This window comes from Stenotrophomonas sp. ZAC14D2_NAIMI4_6 (assembly GCF_003086875.1).
GTDB lineage: Bacteria > Pseudomonadota > Gammaproteobacteria > Xanthomonadales > Xanthomonadaceae > Stenotrophomonas.
Genome location: NZ_CP025996.1, coordinates 645,724 through 669,689 on the forward strand (window position 1 = coordinate 645,724; position 23,966 = coordinate 669,689).

Here is a 23,966-nt window from a genome sequence, read left to right on the forward strand (position 1 = left end):
TCCTTGGTGAGATCAGCTGGTTAGTGTAATCCCAGCCCTGTGTGGGAATCGTTTCCATTGCCCCAATGACAGCTGACCTGCGTACCTCTCAGGTGGCGCTTGGCTTCCGCCGCCGCCGCGCCTTCGGTGTCACCCCCGGCAACGGCGCCAGCAGCGCCTCCAGATCCTCGTCGTTGAAGCGCGGTGCGGCCGAATCGGCGCCTTCCAGCAGGGTATCGGCCAGCGCGGCCTTGCGCTGCTGCAGCTCGGCAATGCGTTCTTCGATGCTGCCGGCTGCAATCAGCCGGTACACGAACACCGGTTGCTGCTGGCCGATGCGGTGCGCACGGTCGGTTGCCTGGTTTTCCGCTGCGGGGTTCCACCAGGGGTCGAAATGGATGACCGTGTCGGCTGCGGTCAGGTTCAGGCCGACGCCGCCGGCCTTCAGGCTGATCAGGAAGATCGGCACCTCGCCCTGCATGAAACGCTGCACCGGGGTGGCCCGGTCCTGGGTGTCGCCGGTCAGTTGAACGTAGCCCAGGCCCAGCTCGTCCAGTGCCTGGCCGATCAGCGCCAGCATGCTGGTGAACTGCGAGAACAGCAGGATGCGGCGGCCTTCTTCCACCATCTCCGGCAGCATGTCGCGCAGCAGCTCCAGTTTCGCCGACGGCGCCTGCCGGGCCGGTGCTTCACCGGGCAGCAGGCGCGGGTCGCAGCAGACCTGGCGTAGCTTCAGCAGCGCATCGAGCACCACGATGTGGCTGCGGCCCAGTCCCTGGCTGGCCACCGCTTCGCGCACCTTGGCTTCCATCGACGCGCGCACGGTTTCGTACAGATCGCGCTGCGCGCCTTCCAGCGCCACGCTGCGGGTGATCAGGGTCTTGGCCGGCAGTTCGGTGGCCACCTGGTCCTTGCGCCGGCGCAGCATGAACGGGCGCAGACGCTGCGCCAGCAGGTGCGCGCGCTGCGGATCGGTGCCGCGCTCGATCGGGTGCCGCCAGTGCTGGTTGAACAGCTTCTCGCTGCCCAGCAGACCGGGCAGCAGGAAATCGAACTGGGTCCAGAGTTCGCCCAGGTGGTTTTCCAGCGGCGTGCCGGTCAGGCACAGCCGGTGCCGTGCATGCAGGGTGCGCAGGGTGACCGCCGCGCGCGACTTCGGGTTCTTCACCTGCTGCGCCTCGTCCAGGATCAACAGGTGGTAATCGTGGGCCTGCAGCGCCGCTTCATCGCGCCACAGCAGCGGGTAGGTGGTCAGCACCAGGTCGTGTTCGCCGATGCGCGCGAAGTCATCGGTGCGGTCGTTGCCGTGCAGGACCAGCACGCGCAGGTCGGGGGTGAAGCGCGCGGCTTCGCTCTGCCAGTTGTGCAGCAGTGAGGTCGGCACCACCACCAGCGCCGGCTGCTGCAGGCGCCCGGCCTCTTTTTCCAGCAGGATGTGCGCCAGCGTCTGCAGGGTCTTGCCCAACCCCATGTCGTCGGCCAGCACGCCGCCCAGGTCCTGTTGGCGCAGGTACTGCAGCCAGGCCAGCCCCTCGCGCTGGTACGGGCGCAGGGTGGCGGCCAGGCCGGTGGGCGGTTCCACCTCGCCCAGTGCGGGCGCCTGCATCAGCCGCTGCACCAGCGCGCGGGTGTCCTTGCGGCTCTTGAACTGCAGGCGGGCATCGTCCTGCAATGCACGCAGGCGGCCACGGTCGCGAGCGGACAAGCGCAGGGCGCCGCCGCGCTGGGTGAACAGGTCGGCCAGCAGGGCGATGACCGGCTTCAGCCGGCCGGCGCGCAGCGCAATGCGTGTGTTGTCGCCGGCCGACAGCAGGATGTTCTCATCATCGCCAATGCTGTCGATCTGCCCGCGCAGCCAGCGCGGATCGGTCTGCAGCACCTGCTGCAGCAGCGGCGCCAGGGCCACGCTGCGGTCGTCGACCTGGATGTCCAGCGCCAGCGTGAACCAGCCTTCGTCCTTCGGGTCGGTCTGGATGTCCAGCTGGATATCGTCCACCCGGGTGATGCGGTGGCGGAAATCGTCGGCCGGCTCGATCTTCCAGCCCAGTGCTTCCAACCGCGGCACTTCGTCCAGCAGGAAATGGGTCCAGTCGTGGGTGCGCAGGTCGAACTGCGGTCCGGCGCCGTCCAGCACCGCGCGCGGGTTCTGGTCGCGGTACAACTGCGCACTGCGCAGTTCTTTTTCGCGCCGGGCTTCTTCGGCCAGGTCGCGCGGCAGCAGGGCCAGGCGGCCCTCGGCATCGTGCGCGAACAGGGTGGGGTCATCCAGGAAGCGCACGTGTTCGTCGTACTCGAACGCCACGGTGGCCACGTCGGCCCACTGCGACGGCGCGCGGTAGCCCAGCCAAGCGGGCCGGAATTCCACCGTATGCAGGCGCAGCACCGGGGTCATGGCCTGCACCTGCAGCGTGGCCAGCGCGGCGTCGCCGCCGGGGCGCGGCAGGGCCGGGTCGATCTGCATCAGCAGCTGGGCCACGATGGGTTCTTCGTTGGGCAGCAGCGGTGGCAGCTCCAGGAACTCATCGGCGTCGGCCACGGCCACGTCCAGCAGCAGCGGCCCGACCTCGCCGGTGGCCGGGTCCAGGTAGCAGGCCGACTGGCCCAGCACCATGCCCTGCGCACCGCCTTCCACCTCCAGCCAGGGGGTGGGCAGGGTCGTGCCCTGCTGCGGCAGGGCGCGCCAGCCCAGGGTGCCACGGCGCGGTGCACCGCTGCGGGCGGGCACGCGCTGGCCCGGGCCGTCGCCATGGATCCAGCCATGGCCGCTGGCCACGATCAGCTGCAGGGTCGCATTGATATCGAACTGACGACCCTTCATGCGGCCCTGGCGCAGCGCCCATAGCTGCGCCAGCACGGCCACGTCGTCCTGGCTGAGGTAGCCGGGCGGCTCCAGCAGCAATTCAGGGGTGATGTCCAGCAGCTTTTCGAAGGTGAGTGGCCCGCCGGCGGGCTGGTGGGTGCGGCGCGGCAGGATCGCGGGCCGGTTCTGGAAGGTGCCCACGTCGAAGGCAATGCCACGGGGGTGCGCGCGCGCCGGCGTGCTTCGCGCGGCCTGCCAGCGCGACAGTTCGTCCAGCAGTTCGGCACGCGGCGGCATGGCCAGGTCCTGCGCGCTCAGGGGGGCCGGGTCCTGCGCCAGCTCGGGTTCCAGCAGCTGGATGACCAGCACCGTGGCCACGTGCTTGCAGTTCTGCCCCACCGGGCAGGTGCAGTGGCTGTGCAGGCGGCTGCGCGCGGTGCGCGTGCTGGCGGCCAGGTCGATTTCCACGTGGTAGGGCTGGCGCGCGCTGCCCTGGACGTCTGCACTCAGCGTGTCGCCCTGCAGCTGCAGGTCGCGCACGCTGGACAGGTAGTGCGCGGTCTTCTGCAGCGTGCGTTCGTCGATCCAGCGCAGAAGGTCTTCGTCGGTGTAGGTCAGGGCCATCGCTACCTGCGGGGGAGGCGGCGTGGGGCGAACCACGCTGCGTGGAGGGTGCGGCATTCTACCCAAAGCCCCTGCAACGCCCCGACAATGCTGCGGCGCATCCAGGGCCCGGGCGGGCCTGCGGCTAGAATGCCCTCATTCTTACCGTGCAGGGCAGTACAGCAATGCAGCAATCGACTTCCAGCAGCAAGCGCAGCAAGCGCTTCGCCTCGGCGGCACAGGCGCTGCAGGGCGTGGTCGCCGATGGCCAGATCCTGGCCGTGGGCGGCTTCGGCCTGTGTGGCATTCCCGAAGCACTGATCGCGGCGCTGCGCGACAGTGGCGCCAAGGGCCTGACGGTCATTTCCAACAATGCGGGCGTGGACGGCTTCGGCCTGGGCCAGCTGCTGGAAACGCGGCAGATCAAGAAGATGATCTCGTCCTACGTGGGCGAGAACAAGGAATTCGAACGCCAGTTCCTGGCCGGCGAGCTGGAACTGGAATTCAATCCGCAGGGCACCCTGGCCGAGCGCCTGCGCGCCGGCGGTGCGGGCATCCCGGCGTTCTTCACCGCCACCGGTTACGGCACCGTGGTGGCCGAGGGCAAGGAAACCCGTGAATTCGACGGCAAGCACTATGTGATGGAAACCGCGCTGCGCGCCGACGTGGCCCTGGTGAAGGCGTGGAAGGCCGACGAGGCCGGCAACCTGGTGTTCCGCAAGACCGCGCGCAACTTCAACCCGGCCTGCGCGATGGCCGGCAAGGTGTGCATCGTGGAAGTGGAGGAGGTGGTGCCGGTGGGCGCGATCGATCCGGACCAGGTGCACCTGCCGGGCATCTATGTGCACCGCATCGTGCACAACCCGCATCCCGAAAAACGCATTGAACAGCGCACGATCCGCGCGGAGGGCAACTGAGATGGCGTGGACCCGTGACGAGATGGCGGCCCGCGCCGCCCGTGAATTGACCGATGGCGCCTACGTGAACCTGGGTATCGGCCTGCCGACCCTGGTGGCCAACCATATTCCCGAAGGCGTGGACGTGTGGCTGCAGTCGGAAAACGGCCTGCTCGGCATCGGCCCGTTCCCCACCGACAGTGAAGTGGACGCCGACCTGATCAACGCCGGCAAGCAGACCGTGACCGCGCGCGCCGGTGCCAGCTACTTCGGCAGCCACGACAGTTTCGCGATGATCCGCGGTGGCCATGTGAACCTGGCCATCCTGGGCGCCATGCAGGTGACCGACAAGGGTGACTTGGCCAACTGGATGGTGCCGGGCAAGATGGTCAAGGGCATGGGCGGCGCGATGGACCTGGTGGCCGGTGTGCAGCGCGTGGTGGTGCTGATGGAACACACCGCCAAGAACGGCGAGCACAAGATCCTGGCCGAATGCTCGCTGCCGCTGACCGGCGTGGGCGTGGTCGATCGCATCATCACCGATCTGGCCGTGTTCGACGTGACCGACGACGGCCTGCGGCTGGTGGAAGCCGCGCCGGGCGTGCGTGATGACGAACTGAAGGAAAAGACCGGCGTCGCGTTCGCGCGCGCTTGATTGAACGCACGGGGGCCGATGGCCCCCGCTGCTCAACTGCGGCGGGCGTAGGCGTAGTCGGTGCCGCTGGCTTCCGGCTCGCCCAGGCAGGCTGCTGCGGTGGCTGCGCGCAGACCGGTGTGTTCGCAGCAGGCGCCCAGCATGCGCTCGATGGCGTGGGCCAGGGTGCCATCGATCTGGCCCTGCTCAGGATCGAAGTCGCTGCGGTACAGATGCGCGTCCAGCAGTGGGCGCAACGCCTGCAGGCGCCACCAACCCATGCTGCCGGCGCCGAACACGCTGGCAGCGGGGTCCAGCGACAGGCCCAGGCGCGTGCGCAGCCGCTGCACCGCGGGGCCGTTGCCGCCCATGAAATCGGCAACGGCGAGCAGATGCCCTTCGGCAACCACCATGCCCAGGCTCGGGTCGGCCTGGAACGCCGCCAGGATGCGTGCGGCGCGGCCACCCTGCACCAACCGCTGCAGCAGTTCCTGGCGCCACTGGTCACCATCGGCGCGATGGGTGGAGCGCTTGGTGTGCAGCTTCAGCACCACCTCGTGCCCATCCTGCAGCAGGCCTTCGGCAACCTGCAGGAAGGGCAGGATGTCGCGGCCGTGGTTTTCCACGGCAACGATGTCACCCTGCAATCCGTGCTGCACCAGCGCATCGCGAACCGCGTCGACCTGCGTTGCCGGTGTGGTGACCACCAGTCGCCAGGGCAGTGCCGTTTCCTTCACTGCCGACAGCACTTCCGGCAGGGTTTCCAGATACCACGCGTGCAGGTGCAGCGCCGGCTGTGGTTGCCTCGGCACTGCCGGCGACAACGCCTCACGGGTGGCCTGCAACCAGGCATGCCCCAGCCGTGCATCCGGTTCCAGCACGGCGCCCTCGGCCCACTCGTTCCAGGCATTGATGAACACCATGCGCTGGTGCTGCGGGGCCTGCGCCAGGCGCTCATGCACGGTGCTGCGCAGCCAGTCGCGGTAGCCGCGCGGCGACGCATGCAGATACACGCGCCCGCGCCCGGAACGCCGGGCTTCGTTGTCCCAGCCTGGGTTGACCCCGGGATAGAGCGGGTAATCGGGCAGGGGGCGGGCGGCGATCTCGCTGGCCAGCTCGCGCCAGTCACGCACATCGCCATTGAAATCGGGGTTGAGCAGCCACTGCTGCGCCGACAGCGAGCGCGGGTTGCTCATGTTGGGCGGGAACTCGACCGCCGCATCGAAGCCGATGTCGCGCGGATCGGGGCGTTCGAAGCCCTGCACATAGGCCAGGTGGATCTCGCCCACGCCGTTGTCGCGGCACCAGCGGCGCCAGCGCTCGGCGGTGGCGCGTGCATCGGGCAGCAGGTTCGGTCGGTAGACCAGCAGCATCGGCCGGCCATCGACCTTCAATGCACGGCGGTCGCGCAGGTACGGCGCCACGTGGGCGATGAATGCCAGGTCATCATCGGCGCTGTGCTGCTGGCCGATCAGGATGTCGTCGTCGCGGCCGTCCCAGCGCCGTGCCCAGTTTTCATTGGCCCAGCACAGGCAGAACGGCAGCGTGATGCTGTCATCGTCCAGCCACTGTCGCAGCGGGTCTTCCATCAGCGTGCGGCCGCTGAACCAGTAGTAATAGAAGCAGAACGCGCCGATGCCGTGCTCGGCGGCAAGCTGCGCCTGGTCGCGCATCACCTGCGGATTGCGCAGGTCATAGAACCCCAGATCGGCCGGCAGTCGCGGTTGGATGTGACCTTCGAACTGCGGCAGGGCGCGGGTCACGTTGCGCCATTCGGTGAAGCCCTTGCCCCACCACGCGTCGTTCTCGGCAAAGGTGTGGAACTGCGGCAGGTAGAACGCGACCAGGGTGGCGGGCATCGGCTCCGGCAGCGCGGCCGCCTGCCGCGGGCGGTGACCGATGGCGGGCTCGTCGGCGCGCCAGCGCAGCTGCGCGCTGGCCCGTGGGCCACCGGTGTCCTGCTGTCCCTTCGGCGGCGGGGGCACCCAGTCGCCATGTCGGGCCAGCAGGCGGGTGCGCAGGCGGTCGCGCTGTGCCTGCGACATCGGCAACGCTCGGAACACCGCGCGCAGCAGCGGAAACAGGGCCTGGCGCAGGCGGCTGCCGCTCATGGCTGGGCGCCCCGGTAGTGGGCGTGGACGGCAGGCGGCGGAAGCATGGCAACGGTCATGCCGCCATTTTCGGTGCTGGCGGCCACGACGGCAAACGCGGCCGTGCTAGCGTGTGGCGATGCTGTTTCCCCATGACCTGCCCGACGCGGATGTGCGCCACCTGCCGGGTTGGCTGTCCCCCGCTGCAGCCGATGCCCTGCTGCCAGCCCTGCAGGCGCAACTGCCGTGGGAGGTTCACCGCATCCGCATGTTCGGCAACTGGGTGGATTCGCCGCGGTTGAGCTGCTGGATCGGTGATCCGCAGGCGCGATACCGCTATTCCGGCGCACTGTTCGAGCCGCGGCCGTGGACGCCGCTGCTGCAGGCGCTGCGTGAACGGCTGCTGGCCGAAGGCATCGGCCGCTTCAACAGCGTGCTGGTGAACCGCTACCGCAGCGGTGGGGATTACATGGGCTGGCATAGCGACGACGAGCCAGAGCTGGGGACTGAACCGCTGATTGCCTCGTTGAGCCTGGGCGCGGTTCGCCGCTTCCTGCTGCGCCGCCGCGATGAACCGGCGCGCAAGGCCGAATTCCTGCTGGGCCATGGCGATCTGTTGCTGATGGGCGGCAGCACCCAGGGCTTCTACCAGCACGCGCTGCCGAAGATGGCGCGGGTGCAGGACGAGCGCATCAACCTGACATTCCGGTGGATCACCCCCCGCGGGTGAAAGCGGGGTCAGAGCCCTTCCTTGCGGGAAGGGATCCGACCACGGGGCATGCAGATGGGGTCGGATCCCTTTCCCGCAGGGAAAGGGCTCTGACCCCTGCAATCTCAGCGCGGCAGTGCCTGGCGGTCGCGCTGCCCGCTCACCAGCGTCCAGCCCACCACGTCCTGCGCCAGCTGCTGCAGGCCGCGTTCGAACGCGGCGGCCACGGCCGGCACGTCGGTGCTGCCCACCGGCTGTTGCTGGCGGAAGGTGTGGTCGGCCACCACGCGCTGGTCGGCCACGTGGATGAGCTTGGCGTTCAGTTCAATCACCACCGTCGGCGTGGCCTGGCCCTGGTAGTCCGACTCGAAGCGGCGCACGTCGGTGGTCAACTTGTAGTCGGCGCGGATGCCGGCGGCCACGCGGGCCACGCCGGGCAGGCGGCCGGAATCTTCGAAGCCGCGCAGCAGGGTGTCTTCGATCATGTCGGTGGCCGGCTGTGCCCAGCTGGCGCCGCGGTAGATCTCCAGTTCCGACGGCGTGGGCCGCACGTTGATGCGCGGGCTGTCGACCATGCGCGCGGCGCTGGGCTTGGCCAGCACCAGCTGCCAGTCACCCTGCGGCCAGGCCGGGTCCACCTTCACCTGCACCGCAGGCGAATACAGGGTGACCGGATTCTTGTCGCCGCTGCCGAGGATCGAGCAGCCACCCAGCAGGGCAACGGCCGAGGCGGCCAGCAGCAGGCGCGGAAGGGTCATCGGGCTCATTTGGGTTCGAACTCCTTCGGTGCATCGCGGCCCAGCAGGTAGCGCGCGGGGTTGTTTTCCAGGCGGTCGCTGACCCGGCGCAGGTCGCGGATCAGGCCGCGCAGTTCGGTCAGGGTCGGGCCCAGCTGGCCCAGGCCATCGTTGGCGAAGCTGTTGATGGCCGCGCGGTTCTCGCCCAGGATCGAATCGGCATTGCCAGCGGCCGAATCCAGCTTGCCCAGGGTGGCATCGAGCTTGTCGATGATGCCCGGCAGCTGCTGCACCAGGTTCTTGTCCAGGCGCTCGATGGTGCCGTTGGTGGTCTTCAGCGTGGTATCCAGGCTGCGTGCCGCGTCGCGCGCACTCAACAGCAGCGCCTGGGTGCCCTGGTCACGGTCGGCCAGGCCGCCGCTGATCGTTTCCAGATTGGCCAGGGTGGCGTTGATCGAGGCGACGTTGCGGTCGCTCAGGATCTGGTCCATGCGTTCGACGATGCGGTTGGCCACGTCGGTGATGTTCTGCAGCGCCGACGGCGTGGTCGGAATGATCGGCGCCGGGTCCTTGTTCACCGTGGTCAGGGTGGGCGCCTGCGGCGTGCCGCCACTGAGCTGGATGATCGACGGGCCGGTCAGGCTGGTGATGGCCAGCTTGGCGCGGGTATCGGTCTTGACCGGCGTGTTGGAATTCAAGCGGATGCGCGCGACCACCTGGCGCGGGTCGTCGGGCACCAGGTTCAGTTCGGTGATCGACCCCACCGCGATGCCGTTGTACTGCACCGGGCTGCCCACCGACAGGCCGGTGACCGCTTCGCGGAACACCACGCGGTATTCCTGCCAGGTGCGGTCGGAGGAGTACTTGGCCGCCCACAGGCCGAAGGCCAGCAGGGCCAGGCCGGTGATCAGGGTGAACGCGCCGATCAGCACGTAGTTGGCTTTGGTTTCCATGGCTCAGGCACTCTCGATCTGTTCGCCACGCGCGGCGCGCGCGCGGGGTCCGTGGAAGTATTCCTGGATCCACGGATGATCCAGTTTCTCGATGTCCGGCAGCGGCGCGTTGGCTACCACCTTGTGGTCGGCGATCACCGCCACCCGGTCGCAGATGGCGTACAGCGTGTCCAGGTCATGGGTGATCAGGAACACGGTCAACCCCAGCGCTTCCTGCAGGGTCTTGATCAGGCGGTCGAACGCGGCCGCGCCGATCGGGTCCAGGCCGGCGGTGGGCTCGTCCAGGAACAGCAGCGGCGGGTCCAGCGCCAGCGCACGGGCCAGGCCAGCGCGCTTGCGCATGCCGCCGGACAACTGCGACGGCAGTTTGTTGATGGCATCGGCGGGCAGGCCGGCCAGCTTCACCTTCAGCAGGGCCAGTTCGTAATGCCAGCGTTCGGGCAGTTCGCGGTGGTGTTCCTTCAGCGGCACCTGCACGTTCTCGCCCACGCTGAGCGAGGAGAACAGGGCGCCATCCTGGAACAGCACGCCGGTGTTGCGCTCGATGTGCAGGCGGCTTTCCGCATCGTCGGCGCGTGCGTCGCGGCCCAGCACTTCAATCTGCCCGGCGTCGGGCACGCGCAGGCCCAGGATTGACCGCATCAGCACCGATTTGCCGGTGCCCGACCCGCCGACCACGCCCAGGATCTCGCCGCGGCGCACGTCCAGGTCCAGCCCTTCGTGCACGGTCTGGCTGCCGAAGCGGTTGGTCAGCCCGCGCACGCGGATGGCCAGGTCGTGGCCCTGGTCATCCTGCATCTGGGTGTCATCGGGGTGTGGGTGTGTGCTCATCTCACCAGTCCATATGCATGAACCACAACGCCGCGAAGGCGTCGATGATGATCACCAGCGAGATGGTCTGCACCACGCTGGAGGTGGTGCGTTCGCCCACCGACTGCGCCGTGCCTTCCACCTTCAGCCCTTCCAGGCAGCCGATCAGGCCGATCACCAGGGCGAACACCGGCGCCTTGGACAGCCCCACCAGCATGTGCCGCACTTCCATGGTTTCGTGCATGCGCGCGATGTACATCTGCGGCGGAATATCCAGATCGAACGCGCCCACGGTGATGCCGCCGGCCAGACCGGCTGCCATCGCAATGAAGGTCAGCAGCGGCAGGGTGACCAGCAGTGCCAGCAGGCGTGGCAGCACCAGCAGATCGATCGGGTCCAGGCCCAGGGTGCGCATCGCATCGATCTCTTCGCGCGCCTTCATCGCACCGATCTGCGCGGTGAACGCACTGGCGGTGCGGCCGGCCAGCACGATGGCGGTCAGCAGCACGGCGAACTCGCGCAGGAAGGCGATGCTCACCAGTTCCACCACGTAGATCTCCGCGCCGAAGTCGCGCAGGATGGTGGAGCCGAGGAAGGCGATCACCGCGCCCACCAGGTAAGACAGCAATGCCACCAGCGGTACCGCGTCCAGGCCCACCTGTTCCATCTGGTGCACGGTGGCGGTCAGGCGGAAGCGGCGCGGTTCCTTGAACAGGCGCGCGGCCTTGACCAGGTTCTCGCCCAGGAAACTGCACAGCGCCTTGATGTTGTGGCCGGTGGTGTGGACGCTGACGCCCAACCGCTCCAGCGCCGCCAGCACACCGAAGTCGCGCTTGGGCTTGGGCCGGTCGTCGGCCACTTCTTCGATGGTGCACACCAGTGCCTGGTGGTCGGGCCGGAAGTGCAGGGCCTGTTCGCCCAGATCGGCACGATGGGCCACCCGCAGCACCTGCAGCACGCCGGCCGAATCCAGCTGTTCGATGGCGGTGGCGTCGATGCCGGTCAGTTTCTCGGGAACGTCGCGCAGCACCTCGGCCGCCGCCAGTGCGGTCTTCAAGGTCCAGTGGCCGGACAGATGGATCAGCCCGGGATCGTGGGCATCCTGTTCCAGCCGGGGGCTGTGGTTCGGGGTCATGGGGGCCATTCGGGTCGCAGCATAACCGTTCTGAATTGCACGTCGCGTCGAACCGGGATGAATTTCTCCTGCCGGGCCCGCTCTAGGTAATACTACGGCGCATGTCCGCCGATGCTCACGCCATCCCCACGCCCCAGGCCACCTATGCGCAGCGCGTGGCCTTTGTTTCCGAGATCGCCGGTCGCCTGCACAGCTATGGCACCACGGCCCAGCGCCTGGAGGCCGCCGTGGTGGCGTTGGCGCGGCAACTGGACCTGGATTGTGAGCCGTGGTCGAACCCCACCGGCATCATCCTCAGCTTCAGCGACCCCGCGCGCGCCATCGGTTCCAGCGACATCACCCGGGTGATCCGCCTGGCGCCGGGCGAGAACGACCTGCACAAACTGAGCGTGGCCGACCGCATTGCCGAGGAAGTGGCCAACGGCCGCATGAGCCTTGCCCAGGGCCATACCGCGTTGCGCCAGCTGGACAAGGACCCGGGCCGCCGCGGCAAGCTGCGCACCATCCTGTCCTTCAGCCTGGGCGCGGCCGGCGTGGCCGGCATGTGGAAGCTGCCGTGGCTGGACATCGCTACGGCTGGCGTAATCGGCCTGATGATCGGCCTGCTGGGCATGCTGACCGATCGCCGCCCGGCCACCCGCGAAGCCGGCGAGGCGCTGGCCGCGCTGCTGGCCGGCATGGTCGCCACCCTGGTGGCGGCGTTCGTGGGCGCGCTGAATCTCAACACCGTCATCATTGCCTCGCTGGTGGTGTTGCTGCCGGGCATGTCGTTGACCAATGCAGTGAACGAACTGGCCAGCCAGCACTGGGTTTCGGGCACGGCGCGTTTTGCCGGTGCGCTCACCACCATCATGAAACTGAGCGTGGGCGCGATGATCGCGGTCACCCTGGCCGATGTGCTGGGCCTGGACCCGGTGATCCGTGCCTCGCGTCCGCAGGGGCCGTGGGTGGAATGGGGCTCGCTGCTGACCGCCGCGTTCGCATTCGCCATGTTGTTCAAGGCCAACCGCCGCGATTACCCATGGGTGATTGCCGCGTCGGTAGCCGGCTATGCCATTTCCAAATTCGGCGGCCACGCCTGGGGCGCACCAGCGGGCATTTTCCTGTCAGCCATGCTGCTGACCGCCGGCGGCAATCTGTTTGGCCGACTGGTGGGTCGCCCGGGCGCGATCATCCGCCTGCCCGGCATCATCATGATGGTGCCCGGCAGCACCAGCCTGCGCGGCGTGCTGACCCTGGTGCAGCAGCAGGACGTGGGCGCCGGCCAGAGCGTGTTCCTGACCGTGCTGAACGTGGTGATGGCGCTGGTGGCCGGCCTGCTGTTCGGCAACCTGCTGATGCCGGCGCGCAAAACCCTGTGATCGGTAGCGCCGGGCCGTGCCCGGCGGATCGGAACACCACCGCTGCGCTCGCCGGGCATGGCCCGGCGCTACCCACAAAAAAACGCCGGCTTTCGCCGGCGTTTTCTCATTCAAACCCGTGCAGGACTCAGGCCTTCTTGATCAGGAAATCTTCCGGCTTCTTGTTGCCCTTGGCGGTCAGCTCGGCCATCCAGCGCGGCTGCTTGCCGCGGCCGGTCCAGGTTTCCTTCGGGTTGGCCGGGTTGCGGTACTTCGGTGCCACCTTGCCCAGCTTGCGGCCGGCGGTCTTGGCCGGAGCCTTGGCAGCCTTGCGTGCACGCGGTGCCGGGGCAGCGGCGCCACCGAACAGTTCGTCGATGGTGTAACCCTCGGTCTTGGCCAGCTTGGTCAGCTGGGCGCGCACCTTGGTGATCGGGCGGCGCTTGGCGACGATGGTCTGCTGCTTCTTGGCGGTACGGATCAGGGCGCCCAGCTCACGTGCCGACAGGCCGCTCAGGTCGATGCTCATGCAAATACTCCGGGAAATACGGTGATGGACAGGGACGAGCCGGTCCATGGCGGTCGCTGGACAGGGTAATGTCGATTTACTGCCAGCACAAACATTTATTGGTTACTGATATTACGAATTGCGACTGCCGACATATTCAGACGCTGATGCCACCGGTGGACGCAAAAAAAAGACCGGGGCGGACCCCGGTCTTTCCATCAGCCCTGCAGTCGCTGCAGAAGGGTGGCCTTGTCCAGGCTCTCGGCCTCGCTGGCCTTGCGCGAGCGGTATTCATACGTACCGGCGGCCAGGCCGCGCTCGCTCACCACCACGCGGTGTGGAACGCCGATCAGCTCCATGTCGGCGAACATGGCGCCCGGGCGCAGGCCGCGGTCGTCCAGCGCCGCATCCAGGCCGGCGTCGCGCAGTTCCTGCAGCAGTGCAGCGGCGGCCTCGGCCACGCCCGCATCGCCCTTCGGGTTGATCACGCAGACCACCACCTGCCAGGGCGCCATCGCCTCGGGCCAGATGATGCCGGCGTCGTCGTGGTTCTGTTCGATGGCGGCGGCCACCACGCGCGAAATACCGATGCCGTAGCAGCCCATGGTCATCACCGCGGCCTTGCCGTTCTCGTCCAGCACGGTGGCCTGCAGCGCCTCGGCGTACTTGCGGCCGAGCTGGAACACGTGGCCGACCTCGATGCCGCGGGCGATCTTCAGTTCGCCGCCGTCGCGGGCGCGGTCACCGGCACGCACGTTGCGGATATCCACCACTTCCGGTTCCGGCAGGTCGCGGCCCCAGTTCACCCCAGCCAGGTGGAAACCGGCCTCGTTGGCACCGACGACAAAATCGGCCATGGCCGCCACTTCGCGGTCGGCCAGCACGCGGATCGCCTTGGCCGGGCCGACCGGGCCCAGGAAGCCGGGCACGCTGCCCAGGTGCTCGGCGATTTCCGCTTCGCTGGCAAAACGCTGGTCTTCCAGGCCAGCCACCTTGGCCAGCTTGATCTCATTTACTTCGTGGTCGCCGCGTACCAGCGCCAGCACGAAGCCGGCCTCGGTCATCAGCGCCACCGACTTCACCGTGCGCTGCAGGTCGATGCCGAGCAGGGCGGCCACGTCTTCGCAGGTCTTCTGGGTGGGCGTGTCCACCTTGCGCAGGGTTTCAGCGGCGGCCGCACGCGGCGCCGGATCAGCGGCAACGGCGGCTTCCATGTTGGCCGCATAATCCGAGCCGGTGGAAAACACCAACGCGTCTTCGCCGGAATCGGCGATCACGTGGAATTCCTGCGATGCGTCGCCGCCGATGGCGCCGGAGTCGGCCTGCACCATGCGGAAATCCAGGCCCAGGCGGGTGAAGATGCGGCTGTAGGCCGCCTTCATGTTTTCGTATTCGCGCACCAGGTCTTCATCGTGCAGGTGGAACGAGTACGCATCCTTCATCAGGAATTCGCGCGCACGCATCACGCCGAAACGCGGGCGGATCTCGTCGCGGAACTTGGTCTGGATCTGGTAGAAATTCACCGGCAGCTGCTTGTAGCTGGACAGCTCGCTGCGGGCGAAATCGCACGCCGCTTCTTCGGCGGTGGGGCTGTAGCAGAAGGTCTGTTCCTTGCGGTCCTTGATCTTCAGCAGCTGCGGGCCGAACTTTTCCCAGCGCCCGGTCTGTTCCCACAGTTCCTTGGGCTGGATGGTGGGAATCTGGAATTCCACGGCGCCGGCGCGGTCCATTTCCTCACGCACGATGCGTTCCACCTTGCGCAGTACGCGCAGGCCCAGCGGCGACCAGGTGTACAGGCCCGAGGCGAGCTTGCGGATCATGCCGGCGCGCAGCATCAGCCGGTGGCTGGTCAGCTCGGCGTCGCTGGGGGTTTCCTTGGTGGTGTGCAGGTGGAACTGGGAGAGGCGCATCGTCGGCTTCGGGATAACGGCAGAGACGCCTATTCTGCCAGCCCGGCCGGGGGGTGGGGTACTGGCAGGGCTTGCAGCCCTGCACCCGCTTGGGGCAACGGCAACGGCAACGGCAACGTCAAAAGCGGGCTATCCGTGGGTTGGCGGGGTGGGTCCGGTTGCGGGGGACGGCGCAAGTACGTCCCTGTAGCCTCGGTCGCGCCATCCATGGCGCTCACGCCCCCGCAACCGGACCCACCCCGCCTTCGACAGACTTCCGCGATCTGCCAGAACGGCATCCCGCTCTGGTAGGTGTCGACCTTGGTCGACACGGCTGAATTCATTCGATTTCTGACAGATGTGTCGACCAAGGTCGACACCTACCAACAGCCGCGTGAACCCGCCATCCACGGAAAGCGCGCTGTTGCTGTTGCTTCAGTCGAGCATGGCTCGACTCTACAGCAGGTGCAGGGCTGCAAGCCCTGCCGAACCCCCTCAGCCGGCCGGGGGGCAGTAGGCTTTGATGGCGGCTTCGGCCAGGCCCTTCTGCGCGGTGCGCTGTTCCGGGGTCAGGGCCGTGTCGGCCTTGCCATCGCCATCGGTGTCCTTCATCACCGGGCCGCTGCCCTCCAGCAGGGTCACGTTGGCACGCGCGGTGCTGCACTGCTCCGGCACCGGGGCCGCTTCCGCAGCGGGCGCCGCCGGGGTCTGCGGGCTGCGTGCCTGCTCGCGGGTTTCGTATTTCGCACCGGCCGGCGGCGTCTCCGAATACTGGGTCACGCCCTTGGCGTCCTTCCACTTGTAGACCGGGCCGGCCTGCGCCGTGGCCGTGGCCAACAGCAGCAGGAAACCAAGGCAGGGCAGGGCACGCATGGCAAACTCCACAGAATGGGCGTAGAACGCCGATTGCAGCATTGCCGCCGACCGCTGGCAAGTCGATTAAACTGGATTCCATGGACCCGATCACACCGCCGCCGCGTTCGCGCACGATTTACCTGCTGCCCAACCTGTTCACCACTGCCGGTCTGTTCTCCGGCTTCTACGCGATCATCGCCGCGGCCAACGACCAGTTCGTCAATGCGGCCATCGCCGTGTTCGTGGCGGCGGTGATGGATGGCCTGGACGGGCGCGTGGCGCGCCTGACCGGTACCAGCAGCGAATTCGGCGTGCAGTACGACTCGCTGGCCGACCTGGTCAGCTTCGGCATGGCACCGGCGCTGGTGATGTACCACTGGTCGCTGTCCGAACTGAAGCTGGACGGTGAACTGGCTGGCCGCCTCGGCTGGGCCGTCGCCTTCCTGTACGCCGCCTGCGCGGCGCTGCGCCTGGCCCGCTTCAACACCCAGGTGGCGGTGGTCGACAAGCGCTGGTTTGTCGGCCTGGCCAGCCCGGCTGCGGCCGGCTTGATGATGTCCTTCGTCTGGGCCTTTGCCGACGGCACCCTGGGCTGGAGCGGTGACCAGCTGCGCTACGTGGCGCTGGCGGTCACCGTGGTGGCGGCACTGTTGATGGTCAGCCGGGTGCGCTTCTGGAGCTTCAAGGGCGGTGCTGCCAAAGGCACCCGTTCTGATCGCGTGCCGTTCCTGGTGCTGGCCCTGGTCCCGATCGCCATCGCCATTGCGGTCATTGATCTGCCGCGCGTGCTGCTGGCCGTGGGCGTGTTGTACGCCTTGTCCGGCCCGGTGATGTGGGCGCTGCAACGCCTGCGCAAGAAGCCCGAGGCCGCGTGAGCCAGGACCTGCCCGTGTTGTGGTCACCGGCCCAGCAGGCCTGGCTGCAGGCCATGGGCTACACCGTGTTCCACGACGGCCAGCTGGTCGCCGAGCTGGACGCGGCGCTGCAGTTGAGCGTGGCCGAAGCCGAGGCGGCGTCGACGCCTGCCCCGGAACCGGCGCGATCCGCACCGCGCATGGCGCCTGCCGACAGCGCCGATGTTCCGTTCGAACCGCGTGCCGAGCGCGCCGCTGCGCCGCGGCGGCCGCCACCGGTGGCCGCCCCGGATACCGCGCCGGCGGTCACGCGGCCGCTTCCCTCGGGCAACGCGCGGCAACCGGCAGTACGGCTGCCCGACCGCCTGCAGATCGCCCTGCTGCGTGCGTCGGGCTGCAATCCGAATGACCCGGCCACGCAGGCATTGATGGACAGCTGGCCGCTGGAAACCCTGCGCCGCGACCCGGCCGCCAAGCGCGCGCTGTGGCCGCAGCTGCGTGCGCTGCGCAAGCGGGGCACGCCATGAGTGCGGTCGCCCAGCCGGGGCCGGTCAGCCTGCGCGCGCTGCGCGAGAATGACCTCAACGCGGTCATGGCCATCGAGGTGCGCGGCTACCCTTACCCCTGGACCCGTGGCATTTTCCTGGACTGCCTGCGCGCGGGTTACCCCGGGCTGGCGATGGAACAGGACGGCCTGCTGATCGGCTATGGCGTGTTGAGCCTGGCTGCTGACGAGGCGCACGTGCTCAACATCTGCATCGATCCGCTGGTGCAGTCGCGCGGCCTGGGCCGGCAGTTGCTGCGTGCGCTGGTCGAGATGGCGCGCAACCGTGGCGCGCAGCGCGTGTTCCTGGAAGTGCGGCCGTCGAACACGCCGGCGCTGCGGCTGTACCACAGCGAAGGCTTCAACGAGATTGGCCGGCGCCCGCGTTACTACCCGGCGGCGCAGGGCCGCGAAGATGCGCTGGTGATGGCCATCGAGCTGGTGGCTGACGACGTGCAGGTCATGCCGCCGCTGTAGTAGCCGCTGCGCTCGCCGGGCATGGCCCGGCGCTACCCGGGTGCCAACCGCAGTGCCAGCACCCCGCCCACGATCAACCCGGCCGCCAGCCAGCGTGCGCGCGGCACGCGTTCGCGCAGCAGAAACACGGAGATCAGCAGGGCGAAGACGATGGACGATTCGCGCAGCGCGGACACCATCGCTACCGGTACCTGGGTCATCGCCCACAGCGCCATCGCGTAAGAGGCGGTGGTGCCGATGCCACCGGCCAGACCCAGCGGCCAATGCTGGCGCGCGTAGGCCAGCACGGCGCGGCGGCGGGTGTACAGCGCCCACGCCGGCAGCGGGATGCCCGACAGCAGGAACAGCCACAGTGTGTAGGCCAACGCATTGCCTGACTGCCGCGCGCCATGTGCATCGACCAGCGTATAGGTGGCGATCATCAGCGCGGTCAGCAGGGGCAGGCCGAGCTGGCCGCCGCGCGCGCCCAGTGCCATGCACAGGATGCCGGTGCTGACCAGCACCACGCCCAGCCAGGCGGCAGGCGGCAGCGACTGGCCGAGCAGACTGCCGGCCAGTGCGACCAGGATCGGCGCGCAACCGCGCATCAGCGGGTAGGCCAGGCTCATGTCCACCTGCTGGTAGCAGCGCGCCACCAGCCCGTAGTAGATCACCTGCAATACCACCGAGGCCGCCAGCCAGGGCCAGCTGCCGGCTGCGGGAAACGGCAGCAAGGGCAGGGCGGCCGCCGACAGCAACGCGGCGCTGCCGGTAACCAGCACCGTGCCGAGGAATTTGTCCGGCCCGCGTTTGACGATCGCGTTCCAGCTGGCATGCAGCGCAGCAGCGGCCAGCACCAGCAGGAAGATGGAAAGTGGCATCGCCCGATGATGCCATGTGGTGGTGGGTGCCAACCTCAGCAGAGAAGGGTAGGTGCCAACCTTGGTTGGCACACTGCTCAGTGCGGACCAAGGTCCGCACCTACCAGAGCCCGGTGAGGTAGGTGCCAACCTTGGTTGGCACACTGCTCAGTGCGGACCAAGGTCCGCACCTACCAGAGCCCGGTGAGGTAGGTGCCAACCTTGGTTGGCACGTCGCTCAGTGCGGTCCAAGGTCCGCACCTACCAGAGCCCGGTGAGGTAGGTGCCAACCTTGGTTGGCACGTCGCTCAGTGCGGACCAAGGTCCGCACCTACCAGAGCGAAGGCAGTGCGGACCAAGGTCCGCACCTACCAAAGCACATCCCACCCGTGCAGTGTTACAGCTTCGCGCGCTGTTCCTGCAGGCCCGCCAACTGGGTGTTCCAGTCAACCAGGCGCACGCGCTCCTGCTCGACCACGGCCGGCGGCACCTTGTCGGTGAACTTGGCCAGCTTGGTCTCGCTCTTTTCCTTCTCGCTTTCCACGCGCTTGATCTCCTTGTCCAGGCGCGCGCGCTCGGCATCCAGGTCGACCAGGCCTTCCAGCGGCACCAGCAGCTTCAGCTCGCCCACGATCGCGGCGGCGGCCGGCGGTGCGCTTTCGCCTTCGGCCAGCCACTGGATACTGTCCAGCTTCAGCAGGAACGACAGCGAGGCACTGAAGCGTTCGATGCGCACGCGATCCTGTTCGAGGCCGGCCTGCAGGCGCAGCGGCACCAGCTTGGACGGGGCCACGTTCAGTTCGCTGCGCACACGGCGCACCGCGCTGATCACCGCCTTCAGCCATTCCACGTCGGCCTCGGCCTGGGCGAAGTCACCGGCGAATTCGTCGGCGGTCGGGTACGGGCGCAGCGACAGCGTGGTTTCGGCCAGGCCCAGGCGCGGGGCCAGCTGCTGCCACAGCTGTTCGGTAATGAACGGGGTGAGCGGGTGCAGCAGGCGGAGCAGCGCTTCCAGCACGTACAGCAGGGTGTGGCGGGTGCTGTCGGCGTCGGCGGCGTCGGCACCGTTCAGCGCCGGCTTGCTCAGTTCCAGGAACCAGTCGCAGAACTCGTTCCAGGCGAACTCATACAGGCATTGCGCCAGCAGGTCGAAGCGGTAGTTGGCGTAATGACCCTGTGCCTCGGCCGACACCGCGGCCAGGCGCGCCAGGATCCAGCGCTCGGCATCGGTGCGCGGGGTCGGCACGCCGGTGAACGCAGCACCCTCGGTGTTCATCAGGGTGAAGCGGCTGGCGTTCCACAGCTTGTTGCAGAAGTTCTTGTAGCCCTCGGCGCGGTTCATGTCGAACTTGATGTCGCGGCCGTGGGTGGCCAGCGCGGCGATGGTGAAGCGCAGCGCGTCGGCACCGTGGGCGGCAATGCCGTCCGGGAACTCCTTGCGGGTGGCCTTCTCGATCTTCTCCACCATCTTCGGCTGCATCAGGCCGCCGGTGCGCTTGGCCACCAGGTCGTCGATGCTGATGCCGTCGATGATGTCCAGCGGGTCGAGCACGTTGCCCTTGCTCTTGGACATCTTCTGGCCCTGGCCGTCGCGGATCAGGCCGGTGAAGTAGACGTCCTTGAACGGGATCTTCCCGGTCAGGTTGTCGGTGGCCATGATCATGCGCGCCACCCAGAAGAAGATGATGTCGAAGCCGGTGACCAGCACCGACGAGGGCAGGTAGCGGTCGAAGCCACGCTCGGCCATGGCCTGCTCGTTCGGCCAGCCCAGGGTCGAGAACGGCCAGATCTGCGAGGAGAACCAGGTTTCCAGCACGTCGCTTTCCTGGGTCAGCAGCACATCGCTGCCCAGGTTGTGCTTGGCGCGCACTTCGTCTTCGCTTCGGCCCACGTAGCAGTTGCCGGTGGCGGCATCGAACCAGGCCGGAATGCGGTGGCCCCACCACAGCTGGCGGCTGATGCACCAATCCTGGATGTTGGTCATCCAGTGGCGGTAGGTGTTGATCCAGTTCGGCGGCACGAACGCGATGCTGCCCGGCTTTCCATCGGTACCTTCCACAAGTTCCAGGCCACGACGCGCCAGCTCGTCCATCTTCACGAACCACTGGTCGGTCAGGTAGGGCTCGATCACCTGGCCGGTGCGGTCGCCGCGCGGCACCTGCAGCTTGTGCGCCTTGGTCTCGACCAGGATGCCCAAGTCTTCCAGTTCGGCCAGCACGGCCTTGCGCGCTTCGTAGCGGTCCAGGCCCTGGAAGCGTTCGGGCGCGTTTTCATTCAGCGCCGCCACTGGGGTGAACAGGTTGATCATCGGCAGGCTGTGGCGCACGCCCACCTGGTAATCGTTGAAATCGTGCGCCGGGGTGACCTTGACCACGCCGGTACCGAATGCGCGGTCCACGTAGTCATCGGCGATCACCGGCACGCGGCGGCCGGTCAGCGGCAGCACCACCTGCTTGCCGATCAGGTGCGCATAGCGCTCGTCTTCCGGGTGCACCATCACCGCGGTATCGCCCAGCAGGGTTTCCGGGCGGGTGGTGGCCACGACCAGGTAATCGCGGGTTTCGCGCAGGGTTTCCACGCCGTCGGCATCGCGCTCGACGTGCTCGTAGCTCAGGCCTTCGTCCAGCGTGTAGGCGATCGACCACAGGAAGCCGTCTTCCTCGGCGCTCTCCACTTCCAGGTCGGAAATGGCGGTCTTCAGCACCGGGTCCCAGTTCACCAGACGCTGGCCGCGGTAGATCAGGCCCTGTTCGTGCCAGCGCACGAAGGCCTCGACCACCGCTGCAGACGGCTGCGGGTCCATGGTGAAGGTGCTGCGCGACCAGTCGGCCGAGGTGCCCAGGCGGCGCATCTGCCGCTCGATGGTGTCACCGGACTGCTGCTTCCACTCCCACACCTTGCCGATGAAGCCTTCGCGGCCCAGCGAATCGCGGGTCTCGCCCTTGCCTTCCAGCGCCAGGTTGCGGCTGACCACCATTTCGGTGGCGATGCCGGCGTGGTCGGTACCGACCTGCCACAGCGTGTCGTAGCCGCGCATGCGGTGGTAGCGCACCAGCGCATCCATCAGGGTCTGCTGGAAGGCATGGCCCATGTGCAGGGTGCCGGTCACGTTCGGCGGCGGCAGCAGGATGGTGTAGGGCTCACCCTGGCCGGACGGCTTGAAGTGGCCGGCGTCTTCCCAGGCCTTGTAGAGGTCGGTCTCGAAGGACGTCGGGTCGTAGCTGGAGGCGAGTTGGGTCATGCGGGGGAACCAGGAGGTAATCGTTGAAGGATCAGGGCGCGGCAGCGGTCCATCAAGGGGGCCGGCGCGGCCTTACATGTCGTGCTTGTTCAGGTCGTAGCCGGCGGTCTTGTACTGGCGCCAGCGCTCGCGCAGCGGTTCGCGCGCTTCCGGGTCGGCCGGCACCACTTCCAGCACGCGCTCGCACTGGCCCAGCCAGGGTTCGTCGCGCAGGTTGATCACCAGCGGGCGCATCGGCGCTTCGTCGCCGGGGATGGAAATGAGCACCACGGCCTCTTCCTCGTCCACGTCCTCGCCCACGATCTGGTGCGGGATATAGGCGTCCTCGTCGAAGGACCAGAGCAGTTCGTCCAGTTCTTCGGCCTGGGCCTGGTCGCGGGCCAGCACCAGGGCGGGCAGCCCGGCGTCGTTGGCCTTGCGCGCCAGTTCGCAGACCAGGCGCAGCGGCTCGGTCAGGAAGCGGGGCTTGGCGATCAGGTAGAAATCAGCGCGGGGCATGGCAGGGTCCGGGTCGGGCAGGGGCCCGGCGTGCCGGGCGGGGGCAGGCCGGAGGATGCCCCGGCCGGCGGGCGCCGGCCAGGGGCAGGTACGGCATCAGGCGCGGGCGACCTGGTCCAGCAGCCACTGGCTGAGCAGGCCCACCGGGCGGCCGGTGGCCATGCCACGCTTGCCTTCATCGCTGGCCACGCCGGCGATGTCCAGATGCGCCCAGCGCTGCCCTTCGGCAAAGCGCGACAGGAAGCAGCCGGCGGTGATGGCGCCGGCCCAGCGGCCGCCGATGTTGTAGACGTCGGCGAAGGTCGAATCCAGCATCGGCTGGTACTCGTCCCACAGCGGCAGGCGCCAGGCGCGGTCGAACACGTGCTCGCCAGCGGCCAGCAGTTCGTTGGCCAGGTCGTCGTGCTTGCTCATCAGGCCGGCGGTCTGGTGGCCCAGGGCGACCAGGCAGGCGCCGGTCAAGGTGGCCACGTCCACCAGGGCCTGCGGTTCGAAGCGCTGTGCGTAGGTCAGCGCGTCGCACAGGATCAGGCGGCCTTCGGCGTCGGTATTGCCCACTTCGATGGTCTTGCCCGACATCGAGGTGATCACGTCGGACGGGCGGTAGGCATTGCCGTCAATGGCGTTTTCCACGGCCGGCACCACCACCACCAGGTTCAGCGGCAGCTTGGCCTTCACGGCCGCGACGAAGGTGCCGATGACGTTGGCGCCACCGCACATGTCGTACTTCATTTCCTCGATGCCGCCCTGGGTCTTCAGGTTCACGCCACCGGTATCGAAGGTGATGCCCTTGCCGACCAGCACGTACGGCTTGGCGTCACCGCCGCCGGACCACTTCAGCACGACCAGGCGCGGGCGGTTGGCCGAGCCACGGGCCACGGCCAGCAGCGAGCCCATGCCCAGCGCTTCCATCTGGGTCTCGTCGAGGATGTCGGCTTCGGCACCGTCGTGCTCAGCGGCGAACTTCACGCCCACTTCAGCCAGGTAGGCCGGGGTGCAGTAGTTCGGCGGCAGGTTGCCCAGCTCGCGGGCGAACTCCACGCCGGCGGCGATGGCCTGGCCCTGGGCCAGGGCCTGGGCGTCATCACCGGCGATGGCCAGCTGGGCCAGACCGGCGTCATCGGCCTTCTTCTTGCCCAGGGTGGCGGTGTAGCGGTAGGCGGCGTGGTCGGCGGCAATGACCGCCTGGCGGATCGCCCAGGCCGCGTCGCGGTCCTTGATGGCCACTTCGGACAGGGTGAACAGCGCGCTGCGGGCGGCGCCGGCCTTCAGCGCGCGCACGGCGTCGCCAACGGCCTTCAGGTACTGCGGCACGCCGAAACGGGCGGCATCGCCCAGGCCGACCACCAGCACGCGCGGGGCGGACACGCCCGGCAGGTCGTGCAGCAGGGTGGTGGCGCCGGTCTTGCCGGACAGGTCGCCGCGCTGGGCAAGGGCGGCCAGACGGCCGCCACTGGCGGCGTCCAGCGCCTGCGCGGCCGGGGTCAGGCTGTGGTCGGCATAGGCGCCGACCACCAGGCAGTCAACGGTGGCGGCAGCCGGAGCGAGGTGGTTCAGGGTGAATTCGAGGGCCAT

The 23,966-nt window shown here is 68.1% G+C and carries 20 protein-coding genes; 7 read left to right on the forward strand and 13 right to left on the reverse strand.

Annotated elements, in window-relative coordinates; genetic code table 11:
* Nucleotides 1–88: 88 nt before the first annotated feature.
* Complete coding sequence (locus C1933_RS02860) at nucleotides 89–3,403, reverse strand: DEAD/DEAH box helicase (protein ID WP_108752110.1); 3,315 nt, start codon at nucleotides 3,401–3,403, stop codon at nucleotides 89–91.
* A gap of 164 nt (nucleotides 3,404–3,567) precedes the next feature.
* On the opposite strand from C1933_RS02860, the gene C1933_RS02865 reads away from it, so the two are divergent.
* Together C1933_RS02865 and C1933_RS02870 are read left to right on the forward strand one after the other, a co-directional pair.
* Entirely contained in the window at nucleotides 3,568–4,299 is a 732-nt protein-coding gene (locus tag C1933_RS02865; RefSeq protein ID WP_108748443.1) for a CoA transferase subunit A, read from the forward strand.
* Nucleotide 4,300: 1 nt separating this feature from the next.
* The gene (locus C1933_RS02870) at nucleotides 4,301–4,933 is read left to right on the forward strand and encodes a CoA transferase subunit B (protein WP_108752111.1); all 633 of its coding nucleotides are present in this window, start codon (nucleotides 4,301–4,303) and stop codon (nucleotides 4,931–4,933) included.
* Nucleotides 4,934–4,965: 32 nt separating this feature from the next.
* On the opposite strand, the gene C1933_RS02875 is transcribed toward C1933_RS02870, so the two are convergent.
* Complete coding sequence (locus C1933_RS02875; protein WP_108752112.1) at nucleotides 4,966–7,023, reverse strand: glycoside hydrolase family 99-like domain-containing protein; 2,058 nt, start codon at nucleotides 7,021–7,023, stop codon at nucleotides 4,966–4,968.
* Between the two features lie 118 nt (nucleotides 7,024–7,141).
* Here C1933_RS02875 and C1933_RS02880 point away from each other — a divergent pair, with 118 nt between their 5' ends.
* Nucleotides 7,142–7,732 carry an alpha-ketoglutarate-dependent dioxygenase AlkB gene (locus C1933_RS02880; protein ID WP_108754719.1) on the forward strand — a complete coding sequence of 197 codons (591 nt, stop codon included), beginning with the start codon at nucleotides 7,142–7,144 and terminating at the stop codon, nucleotides 7,730–7,732.
* 104 nt (nucleotides 7,733–7,836) lie between these two features.
* Here C1933_RS02880 and C1933_RS02885 read toward each other — a convergent pair whose 3' ends face one another.
* Genes C1933_RS02885 through C1933_RS02900 form a run of 4 tightly spaced genes read right to left on the reverse strand, consistent with a single transcriptional unit; the run spans nucleotide 7,837 to nucleotide 11,355 of the window.
* On the reverse strand, nucleotides 7,837–8,478 hold the full coding sequence (locus tag C1933_RS02885; protein ID WP_108752113.1) for an ABC-type transport auxiliary lipoprotein family protein: 642 nt from the start codon (nucleotides 8,476–8,478) through the stop codon (nucleotides 7,837–7,839).
* On the reverse strand, nucleotides 8,475–9,401 hold the full coding sequence (locus C1933_RS02890; RefSeq protein ID WP_108752114.1) for an MlaD family protein: 927 nt from the start codon (nucleotides 9,399–9,401) through the stop codon (nucleotides 8,475–8,477). The genes C1933_RS02885 and C1933_RS02890 overlap by 4 nt, the downstream gene beginning before the upstream one ends.
* 3 nt (nucleotides 9,402–9,404) lie before the next feature.
* Nucleotides 9,405–10,232 carry an ABC transporter ATP-binding protein gene (locus C1933_RS02895; protein WP_108752115.1) on the reverse strand — a complete coding sequence of 276 codons (828 nt, stop codon included), beginning with the start codon at nucleotides 10,230–10,232 and terminating at the stop codon, nucleotides 9,405–9,407.
* Between the two features lies 1 nt (nucleotide 10,233).
* On the reverse strand, nucleotides 10,234–11,355 hold the full coding sequence (locus C1933_RS02900) for an ABC transporter permease (RefSeq protein ID WP_199911409.1): 1,122 nt from the start codon (nucleotides 11,353–11,355) through the stop codon (nucleotides 10,234–10,236).
* Between the two features lie 92 nt (nucleotides 11,356–11,447).
* Here C1933_RS02900 and C1933_RS02905 point away from each other — a divergent pair, with 92 nt between their 5' ends.
* Entirely contained in the window at nucleotides 11,448–12,707 is a 1,260-nt protein-coding gene (locus tag C1933_RS02905; protein ID WP_108748451.1) for a threonine/serine exporter family protein, read from the forward strand.
* 127 nt (nucleotides 12,708–12,834) lie between these two features.
* Here C1933_RS02905 and C1933_RS02910 read toward each other — a convergent pair whose 3' ends face one another.
* From C1933_RS02910 to C1933_RS02925, 3 genes are all read right to left on the reverse strand, one after another.
* Entirely contained in the window at nucleotides 12,835–13,215 is a 381-nt protein-coding gene (locus tag C1933_RS02910) for an H-NS histone family protein (RefSeq protein ID WP_108748452.1), read from the reverse strand.
* 197 nt (nucleotides 13,216–13,412) lie between these two features.
* On the reverse strand, nucleotides 13,413–15,104 hold the full coding sequence (locus C1933_RS02915; RefSeq protein ID WP_108752117.1) for a proline--tRNA ligase: 1,692 nt from the start codon (nucleotides 15,102–15,104) through the stop codon (nucleotides 13,413–13,415).
* A 474-nt stretch (nucleotides 15,105–15,578) separates the two neighbouring features.
* On the reverse strand, nucleotides 15,579–15,956 hold the full coding sequence (locus tag C1933_RS02925) for a DUF4124 domain-containing protein (protein WP_108754720.1): 378 nt from the start codon (nucleotides 15,954–15,956) through the stop codon (nucleotides 15,579–15,581).
* Between the two features lie 80 nt (nucleotides 15,957–16,036).
* Here C1933_RS02925 and pssA point away from each other — a divergent pair, with 80 nt between their 5' ends.
* The 3 genes from pssA to rimI are packed head-to-tail and all read left to right on the forward strand — an operon-like array spanning nucleotide 16,037 to nucleotide 17,813.
* Entirely contained in the window at nucleotides 16,037–16,813 is a 777-nt protein-coding gene (pssA, locus tag C1933_RS02930; protein ID WP_108752119.1) for a CDP-diacylglycerol--serine O-phosphatidyltransferase, read from the forward strand.
* Between the two features lie 53 nt (nucleotides 16,814–16,866).
* Entirely contained in the window at nucleotides 16,867–17,319 is a 453-nt protein-coding gene (locus tag C1933_RS02935) for a hypothetical protein (protein ID WP_199911440.1), read from the forward strand.
* Nucleotides 17,316–17,813 (forward strand): ribosomal protein S18-alanine N-acetyltransferase, encoded by a 498-nt coding sequence (rimI, locus tag C1933_RS02940; RefSeq protein ID WP_108752121.1) that lies wholly within the window; start codon nucleotides 17,316–17,318, stop codon nucleotides 17,811–17,813. The genes C1933_RS02935 and rimI overlap by 4 nt, the downstream gene beginning before the upstream one ends.
* A 32-nt stretch (nucleotides 17,814–17,845) precedes the next feature.
* Here the strand turns inward: rimI and C1933_RS02945 are convergent, their stop codons facing one another.
* The 4 genes from C1933_RS02945 to C1933_RS02960 form a co-directional block, all read right to left on the reverse strand.
* Nucleotides 17,846–18,673 carry an EamA family transporter gene (locus C1933_RS02945; protein WP_108752122.1) on the reverse strand — a complete coding sequence of 276 codons (828 nt, stop codon included), beginning with the start codon at nucleotides 18,671–18,673 and terminating at the stop codon, nucleotides 17,846–17,848.
* A 376-nt stretch (nucleotides 18,674–19,049) separates the two neighbouring features.
* The gene (locus C1933_RS02950) at nucleotides 19,050–21,893 is read right to left on the reverse strand and encodes a valine--tRNA ligase (protein WP_108752123.1); all 2,844 of its coding nucleotides are present in this window, start codon (nucleotides 21,891–21,893) and stop codon (nucleotides 19,050–19,052) included.
* A 72-nt stretch (nucleotides 21,894–21,965) separates the two neighbouring features.
* Entirely contained in the window at nucleotides 21,966–22,391 is a 426-nt protein-coding gene (locus tag C1933_RS02955; RefSeq protein WP_108745936.1) for a DNA polymerase III subunit chi, read from the reverse strand.
* Nucleotides 22,392–22,487: 96 nt separating this feature from the next.
* Nucleotides 22,488–23,966 (reverse strand): leucyl aminopeptidase, encoded by a 1,479-nt coding sequence (locus C1933_RS02960; RefSeq protein WP_108752124.1) that lies wholly within the window; start codon nucleotides 23,964–23,966, stop codon nucleotides 22,488–22,490.

Coding starts and splice junctions, on each gene's coding strand:
- rimI (WP_108752121.1), top strand. CDS start 17,316: ATGAGTGCGGTCGCCCAGCCGGGGCCGGTCAGCCTGCGCGCGCTGCGC.
- C1933_RS02900 (WP_199911409.1), bottom strand. CDS start 11,355: ATGGCCCCCATGACCCCGAACCACAGCCCCCGGCTGGAACAGGATGCC.
- C1933_RS02885 (WP_108752113.1), bottom strand. CDS start 8,478: ATGAGCCCGATGACCCTTCCGCGCCTGCTGCTGGCCGCCTCGGCCGTT.
- C1933_RS02860 (WP_108752110.1), bottom strand. CDS start 3,403: ATGGCCCTGACCTACACCGACGAAGACCTTCTGCGCTGGATCGACGAA.
- C1933_RS02865 (WP_108748443.1), top strand. CDS start 3,568: ATGCAGCAATCGACTTCCAGCAGCAAGCGCAGCAAGCGCTTCGCCTCG.
- C1933_RS02915 (WP_108752117.1), bottom strand. CDS start 15,104: ATGCGCCTCTCCCAGTTCCACCTGCACACCACCAAGGAAACCCCCAGC.
- C1933_RS02880 (WP_108754719.1), top strand. CDS start 7,142: ATGCTGTTTCCCCATGACCTGCCCGACGCGGATGTGCGCCACCTGCCG.
- C1933_RS02925 (WP_108754720.1), bottom strand. CDS start 15,956: ATGCGTGCCCTGCCCTGCCTTGGTTTCCTGCTGCTGTTGGCCACGGCC.
- C1933_RS02945 (WP_108752122.1), bottom strand. CDS start 18,673: ATGCCACTTTCCATCTTCCTGCTGGTGCTGGCCGCTGCTGCGCTGCAT.
- C1933_RS02875 (WP_108752112.1), bottom strand. CDS start 7,023: ATGAGCGGCAGCCGCCTGCGCCAGGCCCTGTTTCCGCTGCTGCGCGCG.
- C1933_RS02870 (WP_108752111.1), top strand. CDS start 4,301: ATGGCGTGGACCCGTGACGAGATGGCGGCCCGCGCCGCCCGTGAATTG.
- C1933_RS02960 (WP_108752124.1), bottom strand. CDS start 23,966: ATGGCCCTCGAATTCACCCTGAACCACCTCGCTCCGGCTGCCGCCACC.
- C1933_RS02890 (WP_108752114.1), bottom strand. CDS start 9,401: ATGGAAACCAAAGCCAACTACGTGCTGATCGGCGCGTTCACCCTGATC.
- C1933_RS02950 (WP_108752123.1), bottom strand. CDS start 21,893: ATGACCCAACTCGCCTCCAGCTACGACCCGACGTCCTTCGAGACCGAC.
- C1933_RS02905 (WP_108748451.1), top strand. CDS start 11,448: ATGTCCGCCGATGCTCACGCCATCCCCACGCCCCAGGCCACCTATGCG.
- C1933_RS02935 (WP_199911440.1), top strand. CDS start 16,867: ATGGGCTACACCGTGTTCCACGACGGCCAGCTGGTCGCCGAGCTGGAC.
- pssA (WP_108752119.1), top strand. CDS start 16,037: ATGGACCCGATCACACCGCCGCCGCGTTCGCGCACGATTTACCTGCTG.
- C1933_RS02910 (WP_108748452.1), bottom strand. CDS start 13,215: ATGAGCATCGACCTGAGCGGCCTGTCGGCACGTGAGCTGGGCGCCCTG.
- C1933_RS02955 (WP_108745936.1), bottom strand. CDS start 22,391: ATGCCCCGCGCTGATTTCTACCTGATCGCCAAGCCCCGCTTCCTGACC.
- C1933_RS02895 (WP_108752115.1), bottom strand. CDS start 10,232: ATGAGCACACACCCACACCCCGATGACACCCAGATGCAGGATGACCAG.